This is a genomic window from Pantoea sp. ANP04 (genome assembly GCF_041982285.1).
GTDB lineage: Bacteria > Pseudomonadota > Gammaproteobacteria > Enterobacterales > Enterobacteriaceae > Pantoea > Pantoea eucalypti.
In genome coordinates, this window is sequence record NZ_JAUTYS010000004.1 from 324,894 (window position 1) to 347,096 (window position 22,203).

Annotated in this window: 21 protein-coding genes and 1 other annotated feature (1 of these 22 cut by a window edge); of the genes, 6 read left to right on the forward strand and 15 right to left on the reverse strand. The window is 52.7% G+C overall.

The features are described 5' to 3' along the window. Positions 1-124: 124 nt before the first annotated feature. Positions 125-1,108 (reverse strand): 2-keto-3-deoxygluconate transporter, encoded by a 984-nt coding sequence (gene kdgT, locus Q7C21_RS08335; protein WP_008925272.1) that lies wholly within the window; start codon positions 1,106-1,108, stop codon positions 125-127. A 215-nt stretch (positions 1,109-1,323) separates the two neighbouring features. Continuing rightward, a complete protein-coding gene (gene araD / locus Q7C21_RS08340) occupies positions 1,324-2,022 on the reverse strand; it encodes an L-ribulose-5-phosphate 4-epimerase (RefSeq protein ID WP_008925273.1) in 699 nt (232 codons plus the stop codon). A 349-nt stretch (positions 2,023-2,371) separates the two neighbouring features. Here araD and osmB point away from each other — a divergent pair, with 349 nt between their 5' ends. Then, positions 2,372-2,587, forward strand: a complete 216-nt coding sequence (gene osmB / locus Q7C21_RS08345; RefSeq protein WP_003853848.1) for an osmotically-inducible lipoprotein OsmB — start codon at positions 2,372-2,374, stop codon at positions 2,585-2,587. Positions 2,588-2,667: 80 nt separating this feature from the next. Here the strand turns inward: osmB and yciH are convergent, their stop codons facing one another. From yciH to pgpB, 5 genes are all read right to left on the reverse strand, one after another. Continuing rightward, entirely contained in the window at positions 2,668-2,991 is a 324-nt protein-coding gene (yciH, locus tag Q7C21_RS08350) for a stress response translation initiation inhibitor YciH (RefSeq protein ID WP_008925275.1), read from the reverse strand. Beyond that, the gene (pyrF, locus tag Q7C21_RS08355; protein ID WP_192377621.1) at positions 2,991-3,710 is read right to left on the reverse strand and encodes an orotidine-5'-phosphate decarboxylase; all 720 of its coding nucleotides are present in this window, start codon (positions 3,708-3,710) and stop codon (positions 2,991-2,993) included. The genes yciH and pyrF overlap by 1 nt, the downstream gene beginning before the upstream one ends. 194 nt (positions 3,711-3,904) lie before the next feature. After that, positions 3,905-5,074, reverse strand: a complete 1,170-nt coding sequence (gene lapB / locus Q7C21_RS08360; protein ID WP_375150607.1) for a lipopolysaccharide assembly protein LapB — start codon at positions 5,072-5,074, stop codon at positions 3,905-3,907. A gap of 6 nt (positions 5,075-5,080) precedes the next feature. After that, positions 5,081-5,389: a LapA family protein gene (locus tag Q7C21_RS08365; protein ID WP_003853856.1), complete on the reverse strand. Its 309-nt coding sequence runs from the start codon at positions 5,387-5,389 to the stop codon at positions 5,081-5,083. 134 nt (positions 5,390-5,523) lie between these two features. Beyond that, positions 5,524-6,282 carry a phosphatidylglycerophosphatase B gene (gene pgpB / locus Q7C21_RS08370; RefSeq protein WP_078804456.1) on the reverse strand — a complete coding sequence of 253 codons (759 nt, stop codon included), beginning with the start codon at positions 6,280-6,282 and terminating at the stop codon, positions 5,524-5,526. Positions 6,283-6,509: 227 nt separating this feature from the next. Here pgpB and ribA point away from each other — a divergent pair, with 227 nt between their 5' ends. Further along, complete coding sequence (gene ribA, locus Q7C21_RS08375) at positions 6,510-7,103, forward strand: GTP cyclohydrolase II (RefSeq protein WP_003853859.1); 594 nt, start codon at positions 6,510-6,512, stop codon at positions 7,101-7,103. 32 nt (positions 7,104-7,135) lie between these two features. Here the strand turns inward: ribA and acnA are convergent, their stop codons facing one another. The 4 genes from acnA to topA form a co-directional block, all read right to left on the reverse strand. Then, positions 7,136-9,817: an aconitate hydratase AcnA gene (gene acnA / locus Q7C21_RS08380; RefSeq protein ID WP_003853860.1), complete on the reverse strand. Its 2,682-nt coding sequence runs from the start codon at positions 9,815-9,817 to the stop codon at positions 7,136-7,138. A gap of 597 nt (positions 9,818-10,414) precedes the next feature. Beyond that, entirely contained in the window at positions 10,415-10,573 is a 159-nt protein-coding gene (locus Q7C21_RS08385) for a YmiA family putative membrane protein (RefSeq protein WP_003853864.1), read from the reverse strand. Between the two features lie 495 nt (positions 10,574-11,068). Next, positions 11,069-12,043 (reverse strand): HTH-type transcriptional regulator CysB, encoded by a 975-nt coding sequence (cysB, locus tag Q7C21_RS08390; protein ID WP_003853865.1) that lies wholly within the window; start codon positions 12,041-12,043, stop codon positions 11,069-11,071. Positions 12,044-12,225: 182 nt separating this feature from the next. Continuing rightward, positions 12,226-14,850, reverse strand: a complete 2,625-nt coding sequence (gene topA / locus Q7C21_RS08395) for a type I DNA topoisomerase (RefSeq protein WP_003853868.1) — start codon at positions 14,848-14,850, stop codon at positions 12,226-12,228. A gap of 370 nt (positions 14,851-15,220) precedes the next feature. Here topA and Q7C21_RS08400 point away from each other — a divergent pair, with 370 nt between their 5' ends. Beyond that, positions 15,221-15,469 (forward strand): YciN family protein, encoded by a 249-nt coding sequence (locus Q7C21_RS08400; protein ID WP_003853871.1) that lies wholly within the window; start codon positions 15,221-15,223, stop codon positions 15,467-15,469. Positions 15,470-15,516: 47 nt separating this feature from the next. On the opposite strand, the gene sohB is transcribed toward Q7C21_RS08400, so the two are convergent. Further along, on the reverse strand, positions 15,517-16,563 hold the full coding sequence (sohB, locus tag Q7C21_RS08405; RefSeq protein ID WP_375150608.1) for a protease SohB: 1,047 nt from the start codon (positions 16,561-16,563) through the stop codon (positions 15,517-15,519). A gap of 173 nt (positions 16,564-16,736) precedes the next feature. Between sohB and Q7C21_RS08410 the strand changes: the two genes are divergently transcribed. Then, complete coding sequence (locus Q7C21_RS08410) at positions 16,737-17,498, forward strand: YciK family oxidoreductase (RefSeq protein WP_003853876.1); 762 nt, start codon at positions 16,737-16,739, stop codon at positions 17,496-17,498. After that, positions 17,498-18,088: a cob(I)yrinic acid a,c-diamide adenosyltransferase gene (cobO, locus tag Q7C21_RS08415; RefSeq protein WP_375150609.1), complete on the forward strand. Its 591-nt coding sequence runs from the start codon at positions 17,498-17,500 to the stop codon at positions 18,086-18,088. Before Q7C21_RS08410 ends, cobO begins: the two co-directional genes overlap by 1 nt. 54 nt (positions 18,089-18,142) lie before the next feature. Here cobO and rluB read toward each other — a convergent pair whose 3' ends face one another. Beyond that, positions 18,143-19,033: a 23S rRNA pseudouridine(2605) synthase RluB gene (gene rluB, locus Q7C21_RS08420; RefSeq protein WP_003853880.1), complete on the reverse strand. Its 891-nt coding sequence runs from the start codon at positions 19,031-19,033 to the stop codon at positions 18,143-18,145. Positions 19,034-19,812: 779 nt separating this feature from the next. Between rluB and Q7C21_RS08425 the strand changes: the two genes are divergently transcribed. Then, a complete protein-coding gene (locus Q7C21_RS08425) occupies positions 19,813-20,460 on the forward strand; it encodes a hypothetical protein (protein WP_003853881.1) in 648 nt (215 codons plus the stop codon). A gap of 12 nt (positions 20,461-20,472) precedes the next feature. On the opposite strand, the gene Q7C21_RS08430 is transcribed toward Q7C21_RS08425, so the two are convergent. Together Q7C21_RS08430 and Q7C21_RS08435 are read right to left on the reverse strand one after the other, a co-directional pair. Beyond that, positions 20,473-21,093: an L-threonylcarbamoyladenylate synthase gene (locus tag Q7C21_RS08430; RefSeq protein WP_003853883.1), complete on the reverse strand. Its 621-nt coding sequence runs from the start codon at positions 21,091-21,093 to the stop codon at positions 20,473-20,475. A gap of 12 nt (positions 21,094-21,105) precedes the next feature. Then, a complete protein-coding gene (locus Q7C21_RS08435; RefSeq protein WP_167518470.1) occupies positions 21,106-22,023 on the reverse strand; it encodes a PHP domain-containing protein in 918 nt (305 codons plus the stop codon). 120 nt (positions 22,024-22,143) lie between these two features. Then, positions 22,144-22,203: a sequence feature (Trp leader region), on the forward strand; it runs 42 nt beyond the window's last position.

The window sequence follows — 22,203 nt, forward strand, 5'->3', positions numbered from 1 at the left end:
TTTGATGCGTTAAATACGCCACATCAGCGTAATGCAGAGTGAGGCCAGACCAAATGAGAGATTGATTTACAACACAAAATCCAGAGTGATCCCCGACTGGCGCGCCGGGGATTGATTAGGCAGGTTACTTAATAGCGGCACGCTGCCCGACGGCAACATGGAGACGCTTAAGGCGTTTTGAATAGATAGCGGTGATAATGGGCACCAGCACTGAGGTCACAATGACAGATGTGGCAACCAGCGCCGTTGCGGCAGGCGCAACCGGTTTAAACTGCGGCAACATCTCGGCAATCAGTACGGGTGTCGCCACTGCGGCGCCTGCCGTACTGGATGCGGCTATACCGGCCGTGCCATCCCCGCCGCCAATCAGCCGGTCGGCCAGAATAAGCGGGATACCTGTAATGATGATCACGGCGATGCCCAGCATGATGCCCAGCAGTCCGGTTTCCGCAATCACACCCAGGTTAATGGTGTTACCCAGCGCAAAAGCGAAAAAAGGAATCAGCGTATGTACCGCTTTTCCGAAGAAGTCACGCAATTCCGGATCAAGATTCCCTAATGCAAATCCGACCACAAACGGCAGGACAGCGCCCACAAACACGTGTGGCTCGAATGAGGCGATACCCGCAGTACCCAGAATAACCATGGTCATTAATGGCCCGGACTCCAGTGACATCAGCACAAACGCGCCAGCCTCCTCTTTGGAACCGTATTGCTGCATGATCGAGGCATACAAGCCGCCATTCGTCATGTCCATTGCAGCTACCAGCGCCAGCGTGGATAAGCCCGCGAACATCCCCACTTCTACCCCATTCTCCGGCATCACGCGTGAGGCGATAGCCGCCACAACCCAGGCAACGGCAATTTTCGTTAACACCAGCGTGCCTGATTTACGCAGTACCGTGCCGGTAGCGCTGAGCTTTATCGATGCTCCCATACAGAAGAACCAGACGGCCAGAATCGGCACCGTCCCCGTCATCAGACCGTTGGTGAAAGAGCCGAAGTATTTCCCGGCGCCGGGAGAGAATGTATGGCAGAGTGCGCCGATAAACAGCGGAATAAGCATCATGCCGCCCGGAATTTTGTCTATTGCCCGTTTGATGTGCATACAGGTTTCACCTTTGCTTTGCCAGTGTTGGAGCAGGAAGTGCCCGAAGGCGATGAAAGCAAAGTAGTGATTTGAGGTTATTAAAACAGTGATAGCCTCGATATAAATGAAACACTGTTTTATTTTTTCAGGATTGATGTTTTGATAACTATGACGGGGATCGCCATACCAGCGGCAATGGCGACAAAAAAAGGGACGCCATCGCGTCCCGTTCGTTATTTTTGCCCGTACCAGGCATTCTCACCGTGCTTTCGCAGGTAGTGTAAATCGAGCAGCGTCTGATTAATGGGCGGCAGGTTAGCGGTAAGCTGCTGGCTAAAGAGCCCCATATAGGCCACCTCCTCCAGGACAACCGCGCTGTGTACAGCGGCATGGGCGTCTTTACCCCAGGCAAACGGGCCGTGGGAGTTGACCAGTACCCCCGGGATCGCCGAAGGCGATAATCCGCGCTGCGCGAACGTCTCAATAATCACTTCGCCCGTGTTCCACTCGTACTCGTGCTGAATCTCTTCGTTACGCATCGCGCGGGTGCAGGGGATCTCGCCATAGAAATCGTCGGCGTGCGTCGTTCCCCAGGCCGGAATGGGTCGTCCTGCCTGCGCCCAGATGGTCGCATGACGCGAATGCGTATGGACAATGCCACCGACTTCCGGCCAGGCGAGATAGAGCGCACGATGCGTCGCCGTGTCCGATGAAGGGCGTTTATCCCCTTCTACTACATTGCCACTCACCAGATCGACCACAACCATGTCGTCGCGCTTCATCACTTCATAGCGCACGCCGGAAGGTTTAATCACCAGCAAACCCTGCTCGCGATCAATCGCGCTGACATTCCCCCAGGTAAAGGTCACCAGGTTGTATTTGGGTAAATCCAGATTCGCTTCCAGAACCTGTTGTTTAAGGTGTTCCAGCATCTCTTTTCTCCTGCTGACAATCGTCCCTGAATTTTGCGGAGTCGGACGCGAAAGGGTTATGGAGCAAATGGCTATAAACGCAGAAGGAATGGCTGTGAATGAAAAAATGTGCCGTGATTTCAGAATTTTCCATCTTCGGAATTATTGCAGAACGCTTAGAATCCTCTCAGACAATGCGTGGACCTGTTGGCCTGGCGCATTGTGACTCACCCGCTACAAACGGTTTGTCCATGGTGATCACATTTCTATGCCGTCAGGGATGAGGCAATAATGCGGCACAAGCGGGCTGAGGAAATATCGGAGCTATACTAAGAGTGTTGCCTCTGTGAGCACATCAAAGGAGAAGTGTATGACTACAACAATGAAACGAATCACTGCCGTTGTACTGGCTACCACGTTAGCTGTTGCCCTGAGCGGCTGTTCTAACTGGTCTAAGCGTGACCGCAACACCGCCATTGGCGCGGGCGCGGGTGCGATTGGGGGTTCAGTATTGACCAATGGTAGCGCGCTCGGCACAGTCGGTGGCGCCGCAGTTGGTGGTATTATCGGTCATCAGGTCCACTAAGGACCTTATTAAAAGAATAAACGGCTACGCTAAGCATCTACATGACCATCGGGCTACTTCGGTAGCCCGATTTTTTTAATTCAGCCGCCCGCCAGTTTGACTTTCATCCCTTTAGCTTCCAGCAGGCTTTTCAGTAAATCGCGTTTGTCACCCTGAATCTCGATAACACCCTCTTTTACCGATCCACCACAGCCACACTTCTTTTTCAGTTCAGCGGCCAGCAGCGTCAGTGCTGCATCATCCAGATCAATGCCGGTGATCAGACAGACGCCTTTGCCTTTGCGTCCGCTGGTCTGGCGCTGGATGCGTACAATGCCATCCCCTTTTGGCCGCTCTGCTTTAGTCTCAGGCTGGGTAATGCGCCCGCTGTCGGTGGAGTAAACCAGTCGATTATCCTCTGCCATTATGGTGTCTCCAGACTGTGCAGGATCGCCTGCAGGGTGGCGGCGGGATCGGCGGATTGGGTGATCGGACGCCCTATCACCATGTAGTCTACGCCCGCCTGCTTCGCCTGCTGGGGTGTCATGATGCGACGCTGATCGCCTGCATCGCTGCCTGCCGGGCGAATTCCCGGCGTGATCAGCGCAAAATCCTGACCCAGAACCTGTTTGAAGCGAACCGCTTCATGTGCAGAACAGACCACGCCATCCAGCCCGCATGATTGCGTCAGCTTCGCCAGTCGTTCTGCCTGTTCGGCAGGCGAAAGTGTAATGCCCAGCTCTTTGAGATCGTCTGCATCCATACTGGTCAGTACGGTCACCGCAATTAGCAGAGGCGCATCTTTGCCAAAAGGAAGCAGCGCCTCGCGCGCTGCGTTCATCATCCGCGCGCCACCGCTGGCATGGACGTTGACCATCCAGACGCCGAGATCGGCAGCAGCAGCCACGGCATGGGCAGTGGTGTTAGGAATATCGTGGAATTTCAGATCGAGAAAGAGCTCAAAACCGCGCTGCTGCAGGGTTTTAACCAGCGAGGGTCCGAACAGCGTAAACATCTCTTTGCCCACTTTCAGTCGGCAACTGCGGGGATCAATCTGGTCTACGAAACGCAGCGCGCTGTCGAGGTCATGGTAATCCAGCGCGACCAGAATCGGCGAAGCGGTCACATTGTGGGGTGAAGGCATGGCATTTCCTCTGCAACAGGCGCCCGCAGGCGCATTAGACAAACGGCAAGCATTCTACCTGCGGTATCTGACCATCACAATCGCCTTTGCCCCTCTGCCCGGCGTTTTATGCACGATGGCGGAGGTCAGGGAGGTGATAATTCAATAGTATGTTGTAACTATAATAAGGTGTGTGCTGTGCGCGGCGGCCAGTTTTACTGGCCGTCGAGCCCACGAATAGGTTTAACGGAAGACCAGGTACGGCAGGATGGGCAGTGCCAGTAAAGTGCATGCGCGGTGAAACCACACTTCTGGCAGCGATAGCGCGGCTTGGTGCGAATCTGTTCGCCCACCATGTCACGCAGCACCATCAGGCTTTCTTTGGCACGGCCATCTTCCGCATCATGCAGGTTCAAATCCATCAGGCGATGGAACACACGCATCGTTGGATGGCGTTGCAGCTGTCGACTGATGTAGTTTTGCGCCGCTATAGCACCCTGCTGCTGCTCCAGGATATCCGAGAGATAGAGTTCCGCTGCGGCTCCCGTATTCTCTTCCACACAACGCTGCAGGAAATCAGCCCAGGCTTCGGGCTGATTAAGCCGCTGGAAACAGGTCTCCAGCATCCCCAGCGTTTCACTGACCAGCTCTTTATCCTGATCCAGCACCCGCTGCAGATGGCCCACCGCTTTGGTGAAATCCTCTTTCTCCATGAAAATACGGCCCATCATGATAGAGATGCGCGCGCTGTTGCGATCGGCCGCCTCCCCTTTCTTCAGCAGGCTCATTGCGCGATCCAGGTCGTCGCTGCTCATGGCCTGTAACGCCAGTTCACAGTAGAAGTGGGCAATTTCGCCCTTCTGCTTATCTTTACCGAGCTTAACCAGACGTTCTGCCACCTCAATCGCCTGCTGCCAGTCGCTGGTTGCCTGATGGATCAGCAGCAGCTGCTGCAGCGCGCCCACCCGGAAGTCCGTTTCATCGGTGAGCTGCTTAAACATATCTTCAGCGCGGTCATAAAAGCCCGCCGCCATATAATCACGCCCCAGTTGCTGAACGGCGAGCAGACGCTGCTCGTAGCTCAGGGAAGCACTTTCCATGAGAGCCTGATGAATACGGATAGCGCGATCAACTTCGCCACGCGATCGGAAGAGATTACCCAGCGTCAGGTGTGCTTCTACCGTGCCGCTGTCCTCTTTGAGCATATCAAGGAACAGATCGACCGCTTTGTCCTGCTGATTTGAGAGCAGGAAGTTTACGCCAGCGACATATTCACGCGACAGTCGGTTGGCTTCCTGTTGCTTGTCCTGATGTGCACTGCGGCGGCCCATATACCAGCCATACGCAGCCGCCACCGGCAGTAACAGAAACAGCAATTCATGCATCGGGGATTATTCCCGGCCAGCCGGCGAAGCTGGCGTGGTCGCCAGAGCAGTACTCTGCTCGATTTGCGTCTGCATACGCTTGATTTTCCGGTTGGCATTTGCCAGTGCGACGCGGGTCCGTAACCAGAACAGCCCACAGATAATCCAGCCAAGCACGAAACCTGCGCCAAACAGCGATGCCAGTAAGGTCGAGATGCTGAACTCACCCTGCGCCAGCAGATAGTTAAAAGTAATGACCTGATCGTTATGCGCACCCAAAGTGACGGAAATAATAAAAATGACCAGTACCACTAAAAAAATCAGCAAATATTTCACAGTGCATCCTGTTGTGAGGTTGTCGGGTAGAATTATGCCAAAACTCCAGCAAAAATGCTGCTCCCAGCAGCATCGGCCAGGTCACTTTTGCGCAGGCCTGACTAATAATATGGGGTCTTAAGGGTGAATTACAATCAGGGCTCCCGCTGCGCCACCTCTTTTTGCTCTTCCGGCGGCAGCGTCAGTGGTCCACAGAATCGCTGTGCCAGCCAGGTAGCGACGGTGACCAGTATCCAGGAAAGTACCGTTGCCATTGCCAGATCGCGCGGCCAGTGCATGCCCAGCAACAGACGGCTCGCCATCACGCCCGTGGCCCACAGGAAGATCACCACCACGGTTTTATAGTGACGACGCGGCCAGAGCAGGCCCAATGCCAGTAGCGCCCAGCTGGCGGCAAACATGGTGTGACCAGAGGGAAAAGCGAAACCGGTTTCAAACGCCCAGTGACGTTTCAGCCAGCCCGGGATCTGCGTCTCATCGGCTATCAGCGAGGTCACCATCTCCCCACGCTGTTTACGTTTAAGTTCGTAAAAGGTCTTTTCGTCCAGACCATGATGCTGTTCCAGCCAGATCACATAGGGACGCGGCTCCTGTATCTGCTCTTTAATAAAGGATTTGGTGTATTGCCCGGCCAGAATCGTCGCGTTCATGATCAGCAGAAGCAGAATGGCGGGCTTCAGGCGAAAGCGCAGGCACCAGAGCATCCATGCACTCAGCAGCACGCTGGTGACAATGCCCCACGGATTGGTAACGGTTTCGGTCATCCAGAACAGACCTTTCAGCACCGCATTGCTTTCACCTGCCTGCCAGCGCCAGCCAGTAAGCCAGACGGCAACGGGCATGATCAGCAGCAGCAGCATTCCGAAGGTGGTTCGACGCGAAATCTTAAACATCCTCTTCCCTTATCCCGGTGTTAAAAGACAACAATTGCATAACTTTAGCTTAAAAAAGAATAACATAACCGTTGCCGATTGGATAATTGTGCTTTATCACTGCAATTGGTATCAGAGATTACCAGCCCGCTTGCGGGTTGTGGCACAATATTGCACGTTTGTCGGGCCACACTGGCCTGTGCACTATCATGATGATAGTGCATCCTCTGAAGGTTCTGGAGAGTCACATGCAGCTTAAACGGGTGGCAGAAGCCAAACTGCCCACGCCATGGGGAGATTTCCTGATGGTTGGTTTTGAAGAACTGGCAACCGGACATGACCACGTTGCACTGGTCTTTGGCGATATTAATGATAACGAGCCGGTACTGGCGCGCGTTCACTCCGAATGCCTGACCGGCGATGCGCTCTTCAGCCTGCGTTGCGACTGCGGCTTTCAGCTTGAAGCCGCCCTTAATGCCATCGCAGAAGAAGGTCGCGGTGTGCTGCTGTATCACCGCCAGGAAGGCCGTAATATCGGTCTGCTGAATAAGATCCGCGCCTATGCGTTGCAGGACAAAGGCTATGACACCGTGGAAGCAAACCATCAGCTAGGCTTTGCCGCTGATGAACGCGACTTCACCCTGTGCGCCGATATGTTCAAACTGCTGGGCGTAAATGAAGTGCGCCTGCTGACCAATAACCCGCGTAAAGTTGAGATCCTCAGCGAAGCCGGGATCAACATCGTTGAGCGTGTGCCGCTGGTCGTGGGACGTAACCCGAAGAATGCGCACTATCTGGATACCAAAGCGGCGAAGATGGGGCATCTGCTGCCGAAATCCTGAATGAAAAAGCCGGGTCGCCCCGGCTTTTTTTGTCAGTCCAGCATATTGCGGATAACGTAGTGCAGGATGCCGTCGTTACGGTAATAGGTCAGCTCATTACCGGTATCAATGCGACAGCGGGTGTCCAGCGCCTCTTTACTGCCGTCAGCACGGGTCAACGTCACTTTCACGCTGCAGCCTGGCGTCAGTGCCTGAAGATTCTCCACGTCAATACGCTCTTCACCGGTCAGGCCCAGGGTTTTGCGGGTCACGCCCTGCGGGAATTCCAGCGGCAGAATGCCCATGCCGATCAGGTTTGAGCGGTGAATACGCTCAAAAGATTCAGCAATGACAACTCTCACACCCTGCAAACGTGGGCCTTTCGCCGCCCAGTCGCGGCTTGAACCGGAGCCATACTCAAGACCGGCAATCACGGCCAGCGGTATACCTTCCGCCTGATATTTCATCGCCGCGTCATAGATAGCCAGCTGCTCGCCACTCGGATAATGACGGGTATAACCGCCCTCCACGCCTGGCACCATCTCATTGCGGATTCGGATGTTGGCGAACGTGCCGCGCATCATCACTTCATGGTTACCGCGACGGGAACCGTAGGAGTTAAAGTCGGTTCGCTCAACGCCGTGTGACAGCAGATAACGTCCAGCGGGACTTTCAGCTTTGATGCTGCCCGCCGGTGAGATATGGTCCGTGGTGACGGAATCGCCCAGCATAGCAAGGACCCGCGCACCGCGAATATCCTGCACCGGCTTAGGCTCTTTCTCCATATCATCAAAGAACGGCGACAGACGAATATAGGTCGAGCCTTCATCCCAGTCATACGTCGCCGCTTCACTGACCTTGATCTCCTGCCACTCGGGCGTGCCGTCGAAGACTTCAGCGTACTCTTTATGGAACATGTCGCTGGTAACCTGCTGCACGGCTGTGGCGATCTCTTTCGGCGTTGGCCAGATATCTTTCAGATAGACCGGCTGGCCCTGACGATCGTGGCCCAGTGGCTCAGTCTGCAGGTTGATTTTCATATTACCCGCCAGCGCATAGGCTACCACCAGCGGTGGCGACGCGAGCCAGTTGGTTTTAATCAGCGGATGAATACGACCTTCAAAATTGCGGTTGCCGGACAGCACTGCACCGACAGTCAGATCGCCCGCTTTAATGGCAGACTCAATCTCATCTTTTAGCGGACCAGAGTTACCGATACAGGTGGTGCAGCCATAACCGACCAGATTAAAGCCCAGCTCATCAAGATAAGGGGTGAGTTGCGCGACGGCGAGATAGTCTGAAACCACTTTAGAACCGGGTGCCAGTGAAGCTTTAACCCACGGCTGACGTTTCAGGCCACGCTCGACCGCTTTCTTCGCCAGTAAGCCAGCCGCCATCAGCACGCTGGGATTAGAGGTGTTAGTACAGGAGGTAATCGCACTGATTACAACGGCACCGTCGGTCAGTGTATGCGTCAGGCCGGTGTCACTGTCGGTGTATTCGACATTTTTATGCGGTTTCTGCGCCTGATTTACTTCCAGCTCGTTGCTGGCGTCAAACGCGGCAGGCACATCACCCAGCGAAACCCGATCCTGCGGACGTTTTGGTCCGGCAAGGCTCGATTCCACTTCGTTCATGTCCAGTGACAGGGTGCTGGTAAAGCGCGGCTCATCGCCGGCGTTACGCCACAGGCCCTGCGCTTTGGCATAAGCTTCCACCAGGGCGACCTGGTCGGCATCGCGGCCGGTCAGCGTCATGTAACTGAGCGTGACATCATCGACCGGGAAGAAACCGCAGGTCGCGCCATATTCCGGGGCCATGTTGGCAATAGTGGCGCGATCAGCCAGCGGCAGATCGGCCAGACCATCACCGTAAAACTCGACAAATTTGCCCACGACGCCATGCTTACGAAGCATCTGGGTAACGGTAAGCACCAGGTCAGTCGCGGTGATGCCTGGCTTGAGTTTGCCGGTGAGTTTGAAACCCACTACATCCGGAATCAGCATGGAGACGGGCTGGCCAAGCATGGCAGCTTCTGCCTCGATTCCCCCTACTCCCCATCCCAGCACGCCCAGCGCGTTGATCATGGTGGTGTGGGAGTCAGTGCCGACCAGTGTATCGGGCCAGGCATACTCTTCGCCGTTGAGCGTTTCATGCCAGATCGCCTTACCCAGATACTCCAGGTTCACCTGATGGCAGATACCGGTGCCCGGCGGTACAACCCGGAACTTATCAAAAGCTTTCTGTCCCCAGCGCAGGAAGACATAACGCTCATGGTTGCGCTCCATCTCCAGCCGGACGTTCTCCTCGAAAGCGTCATCATCGCCAAAGTGATCAACGGTAACTGAGTGGTCAATGACCAGATCCACTGGCGATAACGGATTCACTTTCGCCACATCGCCACCCAGGCGATTTACCGCTTCGCGCATCGCCGCCAGGTCAACTACGGCAGGTACGCCGGTAAAGTCCTGCATTAATACACGGGCGGGACGATAGGCGATTTCACGATCGGCGTGGGCATCTTTTTGCCAGTCAACCAGCGCCTGAATATCTTCTGCCGTAACAGAATCACCATCCTGCCAGCGCAGTAAATTTTCCAGCAGGACCTTCAGAGATTTGGGCAGACTGTCTATATTGCCGAGATGTTGAGCAGCGCGGGGAAGACTGAAGATGTGATATTTTTTGGTGTCGACCTGCAGTATTTCCTGACTCTGCTCGCGTAGGGTAGACGACATAGCTCCTCCTTTTTCATTCATGGTCTTAAACCTTAGAGAGACAAAGGTTTATGTTAAAGATAGACCAAAATTCGTTAACGATTTGATTACAACACAAATTGCCACAATCGCTCACAAACGAAAATGCCCCGTGAGATCACGAGGCATCATAAAAAAGGTGATTTAATTCAAATTACAGCGTTATCCACACCGCCGCAGACCAGAACGCAAAGGAGAAGGCATACGCGCTGAGCCAGGACATTTTAATCATATTCATTTGGTTCACTCCTTCGCCGGAATCTGGCGTAAAAGTTTTTGCGGTCACCTCATCAAGGCGACACCCTTTGGTCGTACGCAATGTGGTAAAGGGCAATTAACAAGCCCGCCGGAAACTCCGGTAATAAAAACTGCGACTAATAAATGGTCTGAAAAGGTTATTTACTCTTAGGGTCCAGGAATGACTCAATAAAAAGTCTCTGGTTATCACTCAAATCCCACGATTCGGGGATAGACACTTTCTCGTCCTTTGCAAGTGGTTCTTTTCCTTTGCAGGCAACCGGCTTGTGCTGACGTGAAGTCAGGGAACGTTTATGGCTGAGTGTGTTTGCCCACATGGCTTTAGCCCCAGATACGCCAAATCATTAACGCTACTACCACCCAGAACAGCGCAGAGGCAGCGAATACGGTTAACCAGGCATTGCGACGGGTGTTGCCGGTACGCTCAACCTTGGTGCTTTTTGCCGGGAAACCCGGTTGTACAGTCAGTCGTGTATTCATAGTTTTTGATAATCACTCTCAACAAAATGATTGATAACATCGATTAAGATTTAGGAGGAATCCTAAACGCGTTAAGGCCAAAAATCCAGTTATTTTTATTGAGTAAAACGATTAACGGTATTAATCAATAGGAGCCAGTAACGTAAGAAACCATTAACTTCGGAACAAATATTTAATTAAACAGAGAGCTAATAAATTTGAGTTAATTTAAAAACAGGTCCATTTAAAACTAAAGAGATCGCTAAAGACCCTTATGTTTACTGGCTTCCTGCATTAACTCTTAACTGGAGTATGGGAATAATCCTGGCAAGTCGCAAAGTGACATAGTTAAAAATGTGTGGTAATTCGCATTTAAGAAAGCCCAATGGGAAAACATGTGATCAATGTTTCATTTACAAAAAAATCATAAAAATTTTGATTCTCATTTGGCGCTAAAGCCTGGAAACAAAAAAGGCTGCACCTGGCAGCCTTAAGTTTAAGTGAAGCGCGTAAACTCTATTTAAACGGCAGTTTGATATCTTTAAACATCGCCTCAATATCCTCGTTTGAGCGTAAGGCTACCGCTGTGTCCACCACGTCGCGCGTCAAATGTGGCGCAAAACGTTGTATAAAATCATACATATAACTACGCAGGAAGGTACTTCGGCGGAAGCCAATTTTTGTGGTGCTGTTGGTAAAGATGTCAGCGGCTTCAATACGAATAAGGTCAGGATCGGCCACCGGGTCCACCGCCATGCTGGCAATAACCCCTACGCCCAGGCCCAGGCGAACATAAGTTTTGATGACGTCTGCGTCAGTGGCGGTGAAAACAATGCGTGGCGTTAATCCTGCGCGATTAAAGGCCGTATCCAGTTCAGAACGCCCGGTAAAGCCGAAGGTGTAAGTGACCAGAGGATACTCAGCCAGCTCCTCAATGGTCACCTGGCCTTTTCCCGCCAGCGGATGGTCAGCGGTGACGACAATCGCCCGGTTCCAGTGGTAGCAAGGCAGCATGATTAAATCGTCATAGAGATGCAGTGCCTCGGTGGCAATCGCAAAATCCGCATTGCCCTTGGAGACCGCTTCGGCAATCTGAGTCGGGGAACCCTGATGCATGTGGAGTGAGACACGCGGATAACGCTCAATAAAGCCTTTGATCACGCCAGGCAGCGCATAGCGAGCCTGAGTGTGCGTGGTCGCCACATAGAGCGAGCCTTTATCCGGCCAGGTATGCTCACCCGCCACCGATTTGATCGCATCCACTTTTGAGAGCACTTCACGCGCTATACGAATGATCTCTTCACCTGCCGGCGTGACCTGAGTGAGATGTTTCCCGCTGCGGGCAAAGATTTGCACGCCCAGCTCATCTTCCAGCATGCGAACCTGTTTGCTGATGCCAGGCTGAGAGGTGTAGAGGCCTTCCGCTGTCGAAGAGACATTGAGATTATGGTTTACCACTTCGACGATATAGCGCAACTGCTGTAATTTCATATCTGTTCCATCCGGTAAGTTACAGAGTCGCATCCCCGGTTGACGTATAGTCGCTAGGGTAGAAAATGCTATGCATCAGGAAAGGTCGGAAATGCTATAACAACTATATCAGTTTACGTTAAAGAGTAGAACGGATTGATATAAGGCTCAGAAAAAGGCCAGCGAGCGCTGGCCTGATTGGATTACTTCTTCGCGACCTGCCATTTACCGTCTATATAGAAGGCGGACCAGCCTGTTGCTTTGCCCTCTTTTTCAGAGGAAACATACTGCTGTTTGGTTTTACGGCTAAAGCGCACCATCGCTTTGTTACCTTCCGGATCGGCTGCTGGCGCGTCGGCCAGATATTTCAGCTTTTCAGGCAGACGATCTTTAAAGCGCTGAAGCTCTTCCACCAGCGGCGCACGCGTTTCGCGTGATTTCGGGAAGGTGTTGGCTGCAAGGAAAACGCCCGCTGCGCCGTCTCGCAACACGAAGTAAGCATCGGACTTCTCACACGCCAGCTCTGGCAGTGGAACCGGATCTTCTTTCGGTGGAGCAACCTCACCACTACGCAAAATCTTACGGGTGTTTTTGCACTCTTCATTGGTACACGCCATGTACTTCCCAAAGCGTCCCATCTTCAGGTGCATCTCAGAACCACACTTCTCACACTCCACTATCGGGCCGTCATAGCCTTTGATGCGGAACTCACCCTTCTCGATTTCGTAACCATCACACTCCGGGTTATTACCACAGACATGCAGTTTACGTTCGTTATCGATCAGATAGCTGTCCATGGCTGTGCCACACTTCTGGCAGCGGCGACGGGCACGCAGTGCGTTGGTTTCAGCATCATCCCCTTCCAGAATATTGAGAACTTCATTTTCCGGAATCAGGTTGATGGTCTGTTTGCAGCGTTCTTTAGGCGGCAGCGCGTAGCCAGAACAGCCCAGGAAGACGCCGGTACTGGCGGTGCGAATTCCCATCTGACGGCTACAGGTCGGACACTCGATTGAGGTCAGCACCATCTGGTTTGGCTGCATGCCACCCTCTTCAGGATCTTTCTCAGCCAGTTCAAGCTGCTGAGTAAAGTCGCTGAAGAAGTGGTCGAGCACCGCTTTCCATTGCGCCTCGTTATTGGCAACCTGGTCAAGGTTGCTCTCCATGCGGGCGGTGAAATCGTAATTCATCAGTTCGCGGAAGTTCTCTTCCAGACGATCGGTAACGATTTCACCCATTTTTTCCGCATAGAAACGGCGATTTTCCACCCTCACATAGCCACGATCCTGAATGGTCGAGGTAATGGCTGCGTAGGTTGATGGACGGCCAATTCCGCGTTTCTCAAGCTCGCGCACCAGGGATGCTTCGCTGAAGCGCGCCGGTGGCTTGGTGAAGTGTTGACCCGGCTGCAGTGCTTTAAGGTCCAGAACATCCCCCACACTGACCGCAGGCAACGTACGATCTTCATCATTCTTGCGCAGCGCTGGCATCACTTTGGTCCAGCCGTCGAAACGCAGAATACGCCCTTTTGCTTTGAGTCTGAACTCACCCGCGGCGGCGGTGATGGTGCTGGAATCATATTTTGCCGGTGTCATCTGACAGGCAACAAACTGACGCCAGATAAGCTGATAGAGTTTCTGTGCATCCGCTTCCATATCTTTCAGCTGTTCCGCCACCACGTCCACATCAGAAGGACGAATCGCTTCATGCGCTTCCTGGGAGTTTTCTTTGCTGGCGTAAGTCACAGGATTGTCAGGCAGATATTTTTTACCGAAATTGCTTTCGATATAACCCCGTGCCATGGCGACCGCATCCTGACTCAGGTTGGTTGAATCGGTACGCATGTAAGTAATGTGACCCGCTTCGTACAGGCGCTGGGCCATCATCATGGTTTTCTTAACACCAAAGCCAAGACGGGTACTGGCAGCCTGCTGCAGCGTTGAGGTGATATAGGGCGCGCCCGGCTTACTGCTGGTCGGCTTATCTTCACGATCGACGATCTCATAACGCGCTTTTTCGAGCAGCGCGACGGCGGCGTAGGTTTCATCGCGATTGACCGGACGGAAGGCTTTATCGCCTTTGTGCGTCACATCCATCGACAGCTCATCACCTTTCGGCGTGCTTAGCGCGGCATTAACTTCCCAGTACTCTTCAGGCACAAAGGCTTTAATTTCTCGCTCACGCTCCACGACCAGACGCACGGCAACGGATTGAACACGTCCGGCAGAAAGACCACGGGCGATCTTTTTCCACAGCAGTGGTGAGACCATATAACCCACCACGCGGTCCATGAAACGACGCGCCTGTTGAGCATTAACCCTGTCAATATTCAGTTCGCCCGGCTTTTCAAACGCCTGACGAATCGCATTCTTCGTAATTTCGTTAAATACCACGCGGCTAAAGCGTGAGTCATCACCCCCGATCACTTCCCGCAGGTGCCAGGCAATAGCTTCCCCTTCGCGGTCAAGGTCGGTTGCGAGATAGATGTGGTCAGCATTGGCGGCTAATGCCTTCAGTTCCGCAACCACTTTCTCTTTGCCGGGCAGAATCTGATAATCCGCTTCCCAGCCGTGATAGGGGTCAACACCCATGCGGCTGACGAGTGCGGCTTTCTCATCTTTTTTTACTTTTTTGACTTTCTTGTCAGTCGCAGCGTCTTTGGCTTTCTTTTCAGTCGAGGCGTCAGCACTCTTCTTTGCGGTTGAACCACTGGTCGGCAGATCCCGGATATGACCGACGCTGGATTTAACCACGTAGTCATTGCCCAGATATTTATTGATTGTTTTAGCCTTTGCCGGGGACTCAACAATAACGAGTGCTTTACCCATATTTACCTTTACCTAATGAAAACATCCTGCTTAACGGGAGAGGATTGGATGCCCAAAAACCCATCGGGTTCAATATTGCTGCGCCTGTTTAACATTTCAAGGCGGAGGGGTCAATCTCAGAACAGATGATGCGGTGTAATGCAACTGCATGATAAGGCATACTTTTTCCATCTGAACTCTTCACACATCCCGGTGCAAAATCCCTGAAATCGGAATCGCCCACACTCTACCTGATAAAATCTGTTACGCAACCTAATTAGCACTCAGCCTGAACTTACGCCAGATTTCATCGTTCAGACCGATTTGTCATACCGTCTGGCACGCCAGTAATATAGAAAGGATTTGGGTGCTGTCAAAAAGGAACGAATAAATGGAGAGAACGACACAGGCTATTTCCCGCCAGGCGTTGCTGGAAAAGGCCAATACGCTGATCAAAGAGCATGACGATTATTTAGCAGGCATGCAGGCGGACGAGGTGACTCAGCAGGCCGATGTACTGGTCTTTCGCGGACCGTTTTTTCTTGACGCGGACGGACTGCCGACCGCGAAAACCACCGCCGTGTTTAACGTCTTTAAACACCTTGCAGTGGTGCTGTCGCCGCGCTATCACCTGGAATAAAACACCCGCACCTGAAATAAAAAACCCGGCACAGGCCGGGTTTCGCATCAGAGCAATGGCTTTTCACCACGCTGCCAGAGTTTCAGCAACAGCCGCTCGGCCACCGAACCGGCACTCTGGGTAAAGCGGTCCATCATTTTACGGCGACGGGCATAATGCACGCCAAGAACGTTGAACTGATCCATCTGACGAATGATCAAATCATCGCTGGTGCCAATTTCGTCAATCAGCCCCAGATTCAGCGCCTGACGGCCATACCAGTGTTCACCGGTTGCAACCTTATTGATATCGAGTGACGGGCGCATCTGGTGAACGAACTGTTTAAATAACAGGTGTGTTTCGTCAAGATCTTCCTGGAACTTCTCACGCCCTTCTTCGGTGTTTTCACCGAAGAGCGTCAGCGTACGCTTATATTGTCCGGCGGTATGCAGCTCAACATCGATATCGTTACGTTTCAGCAGGCGGTTGAAGTTAGGAATTTGCGCAACCACACCAATTGAGCCAATGATTGAGAACGGTGCTGCCACGATGCGGTCAGCTACGCAGGCCATCATGTATCCGCCGGAGGCCGCCACTTTATCCACGGCTGCCGTAATACACAGTCCCTGATCGCGCAGACGCTGCAGCTGCGAGGCCGCCAGGCCATAGCCATGTACCACGCCGCCCGGACTTTCAAGACGCAACAGCACTTCATCGCCGGGCTGTTTTACGGCCAGTACTGCTGATATCTCTTCACGCAGTGAGGTCACCTCACCGGCATCCATGCTGCCTTTAAAATCGAGCACATAAAGGGTGGGTTTGACGCTGTCAGTCTGCCCCTGCTTCGCCGCCTGTTTTTCCGCTTTCGCTTTCAGCTTTTCGCTTTTTTTATGGTTTTTCAGCCAGACTTTTTGCGCCTGGGGTTTCATTTTTGCCAGCTGCAAATCCTCTTTCATCTGCTGATAGTCATCACCCAGATGCGTCAGGCGAAGCTGACCATTTTGTGCCCGCTTGCGCAGCGCAGCATTCATAATAATCATGACGATCGCGGCGACGGCAACCACCAGTGTCACCGCTTTCGCTAAAAACAGTCCATACGTTGAAATAAAATCCATCAGGTCGCCTTAGTTACAGAGAATCAAAAACAGTTCGCCAGTTTAGCCGTTTTGCCCTGCTCCGTCGCCTGAAATGCCAGCAGCCGGCACAGAATGCGCAGGTTGGCGATTGCGCCCATTCGTAAATTCAGGCATAAAGCGGAATCATGCTGTTTTCGCTGGAGGATCCCGCTGTGCACTATCAACCGAAAAGCGACCTGCTCAATCACCGTATTATCCTGGTCACGGGTGCTTCCGATGGTATTGGCCGGGAGGCGGCGCTGACTTACGCCCGTTATGGCGCTGAAGTGATCCTGATGGGCCGTAACGCTGATAAGCTTCAGCAGGTCGCACAGGCTATCAATCAACTTAATCAATGCCCTGCTCACACTGTGGTGTTCGATCTGGCCGATGCGACGCCGGAACGTTGCCATCAGATTGGAGAGCAACTGGCTCAGCAGTTTCCGCGTCTTGACGGCGTGCTGCACAACGCCGGTATCCTGGGTGAGATTGTGCCGCTGGCGGAACTGGACCCACAGATCTGGCAGGAGGTGATGAATATCAATCTGGATGCGACCTTCTTCCTGACCCAGGCACTGTTACCGCTGCTGTTAAAATCGGATGCCGGTTCACTGGTCTTTACCACCTCCAGCGTTGGCCGTACGGGTCGCGCGGGCTGGGGCGCTTATGCCGTCTCTAAATTTGCTACCGAAGGGATGATGCAGGTACTGGCTGATGAATATAAGACGCACTCGCTGCGGGTAAACTGTATCAACCCGGGCGGCACGCGCACCAAAATGCGCGCCAGTGCTTTCCCGCAGGAAGATGCTAATAAGCTGAAAACCCCTGCCGATCTGATGCCGCTCTACCTTTATCTGATGGGTGATGACAGCCGACGCAAAACCGGTATCAGCTTTGATGCACAGCCGGGCAGAAAACCGGGAGCCGCGGAATAATGGCTGACGATCGTCATCAACAACGTCAGCAACGTTTAAAAGAGCAGGTCGATGCGCGCATTGCAGCGGCCACCGAGGTTCGTGGCATCCTGATGGTGTTCACCGGCAATGGCAAAGGCAAAACCACGGCAGCCTTTGGCACAGCACTTCGCGCCACCGGACATGGCAAGCGAGCAGCAGCGATGCAGTTTATTAAAGGTGACTGGCCGAATGGCGAGCGAAACCTGCTGGAACAGCACGGTGTGGAGTTTCAGGTGATGGCAACCGGGTTTACGTGGGACACGCAGAACCGCGAAACGGATACCGCCGCCTGTCTGGCTGTGTGGCAGCATGCAAAGCGGATGCTGGCCGATGAGCAGATCGATCTGGTGGTGCTCGATGAAATCACCTATATGGTCAGCATGGATTATCTGCCGCTGGACGATCTGATCACCACCCTGCAACAGCGCCCGGCACATCAGAGCGTGATTATTACCGGACGAGGCTGTCATCGCAGCCTGACGGAGATGGCAGATACGGTAACGGAGATGCGGCCAGTGAAACACGCATTTGATGCCGGTATACAGGCTCAGCAGGGAATTGACTGGTAACAGAAAAAGAAAACGCAGCCACGGGGCTGCGTTTTTAGCATTCAGGCAACGCTATTAACCGGAGTTACGTTTGCTGCCCGGATTGCGGCGTGGCGCACGAGGTGTGCTGCTCACTTTAGTGTGCCGTTTCACGGCACGACGAATCTGGTTCGCCTTGGTACGACGACGATCTTTTTCGACCACCAGCTTAGTGACGGTTTCATCATCCAGCTCAACCAGGTTACGCAAGTAGTTTACCGCTGGCAGATCCAGTTCAGTCCAGCCACCACGTGGCAGGCCTTTTGGTAAGGTGATATCGCCGTAGCGGACACGCATCAGACGACTGACCTGCACGCCGACCGCTTCCCACAAACGACGTACTTCACGATTACGTCCTTCGGTGAGGGTGACGTTATACCACTGGTTGATCCCTTCCCCGCCGCCAAACTTAAGCGTTTTAAACGCAGCCGGGCCATCTTCCAGCTGAACACCTTTACTCAACTGACGAATTTTATCATCGTCGACCTGGCCAAAGACGCGCACTGCATATTCACGTTCCACTTCACGGCTCGGATGCATCAGGCGGTTCGCCAGTTCACCGTCGGTGGTGAAGAGCATCAGACCACAGGTGTTCACATCCAGACGGCCAACGGCAATCCAGCGTGAACCACGCAGACGAGGCAGGCGGTCAAACACCGTTGGGCGGCCTTCAGGATCGCTGCGGGTACAGAGTTCGCCTTCCGGTTTGTAGTAAGCCAGCACACGGCATACTTCGGTTGCGGATTCAGCAATCGATACCAGATGGCCATCAATACGGATTTTCAGGGATTTGCTGCTTTCGACGCGGTCGCCCAGTGTGGCGATCTTGCCGTCAACGCTGACACGGCCAGCAGCTATCATTGATTCGATTTCACGACGCGAGCCATGACCGGCACGCGCTAAGACTTTCTGTAACTTTTCGCTCATTGAGCTTCCTCTTTGTCGCCTTCCCAGGCGTCATGATTGGGTGATAATCCTTTCTAAATCAACAGGTTAACTTAGTAAGTTTGCCCCATTATACAGGCATTTAACGCTGATGTAACGTGCTTTATGAGCAGAGCAATGGCTTAATAATAGTTTGGTTTCTGATTGTTTTATATCTGATAATCTTTAATTTACATTTAAATAACATCACCCTTTATCATAAGAAAATATGTTTAATAAAACGCAGACATCAAAAACTTTATAGCTGAGCGTAATTAAATTTCTTAAGCATTCATTTCCAGGCAAAACCATGTTCTGATGATAAAAACCTTAACACTACCTTAAGCTTCTTTTGCTGGGCTCGTGCTTTTGATGCTCTGCAAAAAGCGCCAGTGCTAGTGTAAAAAACTGCCTGTTTGATTTTATCCATGACAAGCGATCGGTCGATATAAAAAAGGCAGTTGATTCCTTAGGGAGATTTATTTAAAACCTTATTTTCCGTAATATTTTTTTTTATTAACTTTAATAAATTGTACGATACTATTAAGATGGTACACTTAATCTCAGCAGTACAATAAAAAAGCATAAAAACGCGATAAAGCGTTTTTGCAACATCAGCGTGTGGTTATGCCATACGTTAATAAAAATAGCGTTTTTTAATTAATCCAATAAACCGGCGCATCCGGAGTTGTTGCGTTAATACGGTTCAGTGATGAACCTCGCTTGCATGTCACAAATCTTCACCAGGGATTTTCCGACATGCCTGAATAAAGAAAACCATTATGAGAAACCTGTTTCTGTGCCCGGTGCTTGCTGCACTGGTCCTGAGCGGTTGCTCTGTGGGCCATACTGAGTACAGTCGCACGGCGATGCAGCACGTAGATATGAGCGTGACGGGCATTCCGACGATCCTCGGCCTGGGCACACTGGGCACCAGCATACCTCTGACGCCTGAATATAGCCTCACCGCTGCGCACGTTGCTAAAACTGCCGTACAGCGCGTGAAGTCATATCACCCTTATTGCGACCTTGCGATTATTTATCACAAGAATGATGCCAGCACGCTGGCTAAATTCCGCAGCGGTGACATCGGCGATCCCGTTAAAATGTATGGCTACAGCTTTATTTCCGCGATGCCCGTTGAATCGACAGGGGTTAATTTAGCCCGCACGGCTATCAGGAATAACTGGAATAAAAGCCCGTGTATCGCCATGGCGTCTAACGCAGGCGTGGTTCAGGGAATGTCGGGCGGCGGCGTTTACAACCGTGATGATACGCTAAGCGGCGTTATTGTTGGCTATTCTGATTCGATTAAGAATGGTCGTAATAACAAAGTGATCCTGAAAGATGTGTCACTTTATATTCCTTACGGCCAGTTTAAGAGCTGGCTAGAGTCGAATCTGGCTCAGACACCGACCCGCGGTGTCTGAAGCCCGACTTAATTACAGGAACGGGCGGGTATCGCCCACCCCTTCACGCACAATTTCCGGCGCATCGGTGGTCAGATCGACCACCGTGGTCGGCTGCTGACCCAGCGTGCCGCCGTCAATGATCAGATCGACCAGCTTACCAATGCTGTGCTGAATCTCTTCCGGATCGGACTCGGTGAAATCGTTGCCCGGCAGGATTAATGAGGTCGACATCATCGGCTGATTCAGGGCTTCCAGCAGCGCCAGTGCGACTGGATTGGAAGGCACGCGCAGACCAATGGTCTTACGCTTCTCATTCATCAGGCGACGCGGCACTTCTTTGGTCGCCTTGAGAATAAAGGTGTAGTTACCCGGCGTGTTGTTTTTCAGCAGACGAAAGGCGGAGTTGCCCACCTGCGAATAAACCGACAGTTCTGAGAGGTCCCGGCACATCAGGGTGAAGTTGTGGTGCCCATCGAGCTGACGGATACGGCAAATGCGCTCCATCGCGCCCTTCTCTTCCAGCCGACAGCCCAGCGCATAGCCGGAATCGGTCGGATAGACGATGACGCTGCCTTTGTTCAGGTAGTCGACCGCCTGATTAATCAGGCGCGGCTGTGGGTTATCCGGATGAATGTGAAACAATTGACTCATAAAAACCTCGTGTCACCTTTCCGTGATTGCCAGGCTGGGAGCGAGATCCGGGAAGCGTTCCCAGACCGGCTCAACCGCCGCGGGCAGCCAGAGTTTGCGGCCCAACTCAATCCACGGGCAGGGTTGATGAAAATCAGAACCTTGTGATGCGGCCAGTTCATTATCTCTGGCGTATTGCGCCAGTGTCGTGCGCTCATTAGGTGGCTGCTGGCACTGTGCGACTTCCATCGCATCGCCGCCCGCTTCGCGGAAATGGGCGACCAGTCGTTTAAGCCACTTTGCCGATAAACCGTAACGGCCAGGATGCGCCAGCACGGCACAACCACCAGAATGATGAATCGCATCAATAGCTTGTTTAATTGTACACCATTGTGGCGGCACGTAGCCGGTTTTGCCACGCGCCAGATAATTTTTGAACACCTGCACCATGTTCTCAGCTTTGCCCTGCTCAATCAGAAAGCGGGCAAAGTGACCACGGGTAATGATGCCGCCATCTGCCAGTCGCATCGCTCCCGCCAGCGCATCCGGAATACGCGCCCTGGCCAGTCGTTCACCGATCTCTTCGGCCCGTATCCGACGGCACGCATGTTGTCCGGCCAGAAAGGTCACCATCGCCGGATGGTGGATATCAATGTTCAGGCCCACGATGTGAATCTCATGGTTCTCCCACAATGTGGAGATCTCTGCACCTGCCAGCACTTTTATCGGTAAATCCTGGTCGAGTGCCGTTTGCTGCGCTTCTTCTACACCTGCAACGCTGTCGTGATCGGTGATCGCCAGTACGCCGACGCGCATCTCTACAGCTCGCTGCACCAGCGCAGCTGGCGTCAGAAAGCCATCGGAGGCACGCGTGTGACTGTGTAAATCGTAAACCGGGAAACGGGCGATATCGCTCAAAAGAACTCCTGCTAATACTAAACCGGCCAGCATGATAACGATTTTAATGCTCAGTGAAAAAGGCTATTGACTTTTCCGCGCTGAACCCGTTAACTAGTACACAAGTTCACACGTAACGGGTATTGAATCATGGCTGTTGTAATCACGCATTTAAACGGTTGGCGCGATGTTCCCGAATACGGGCGACTGGGTCGTGCACACTTTGCGTAAACG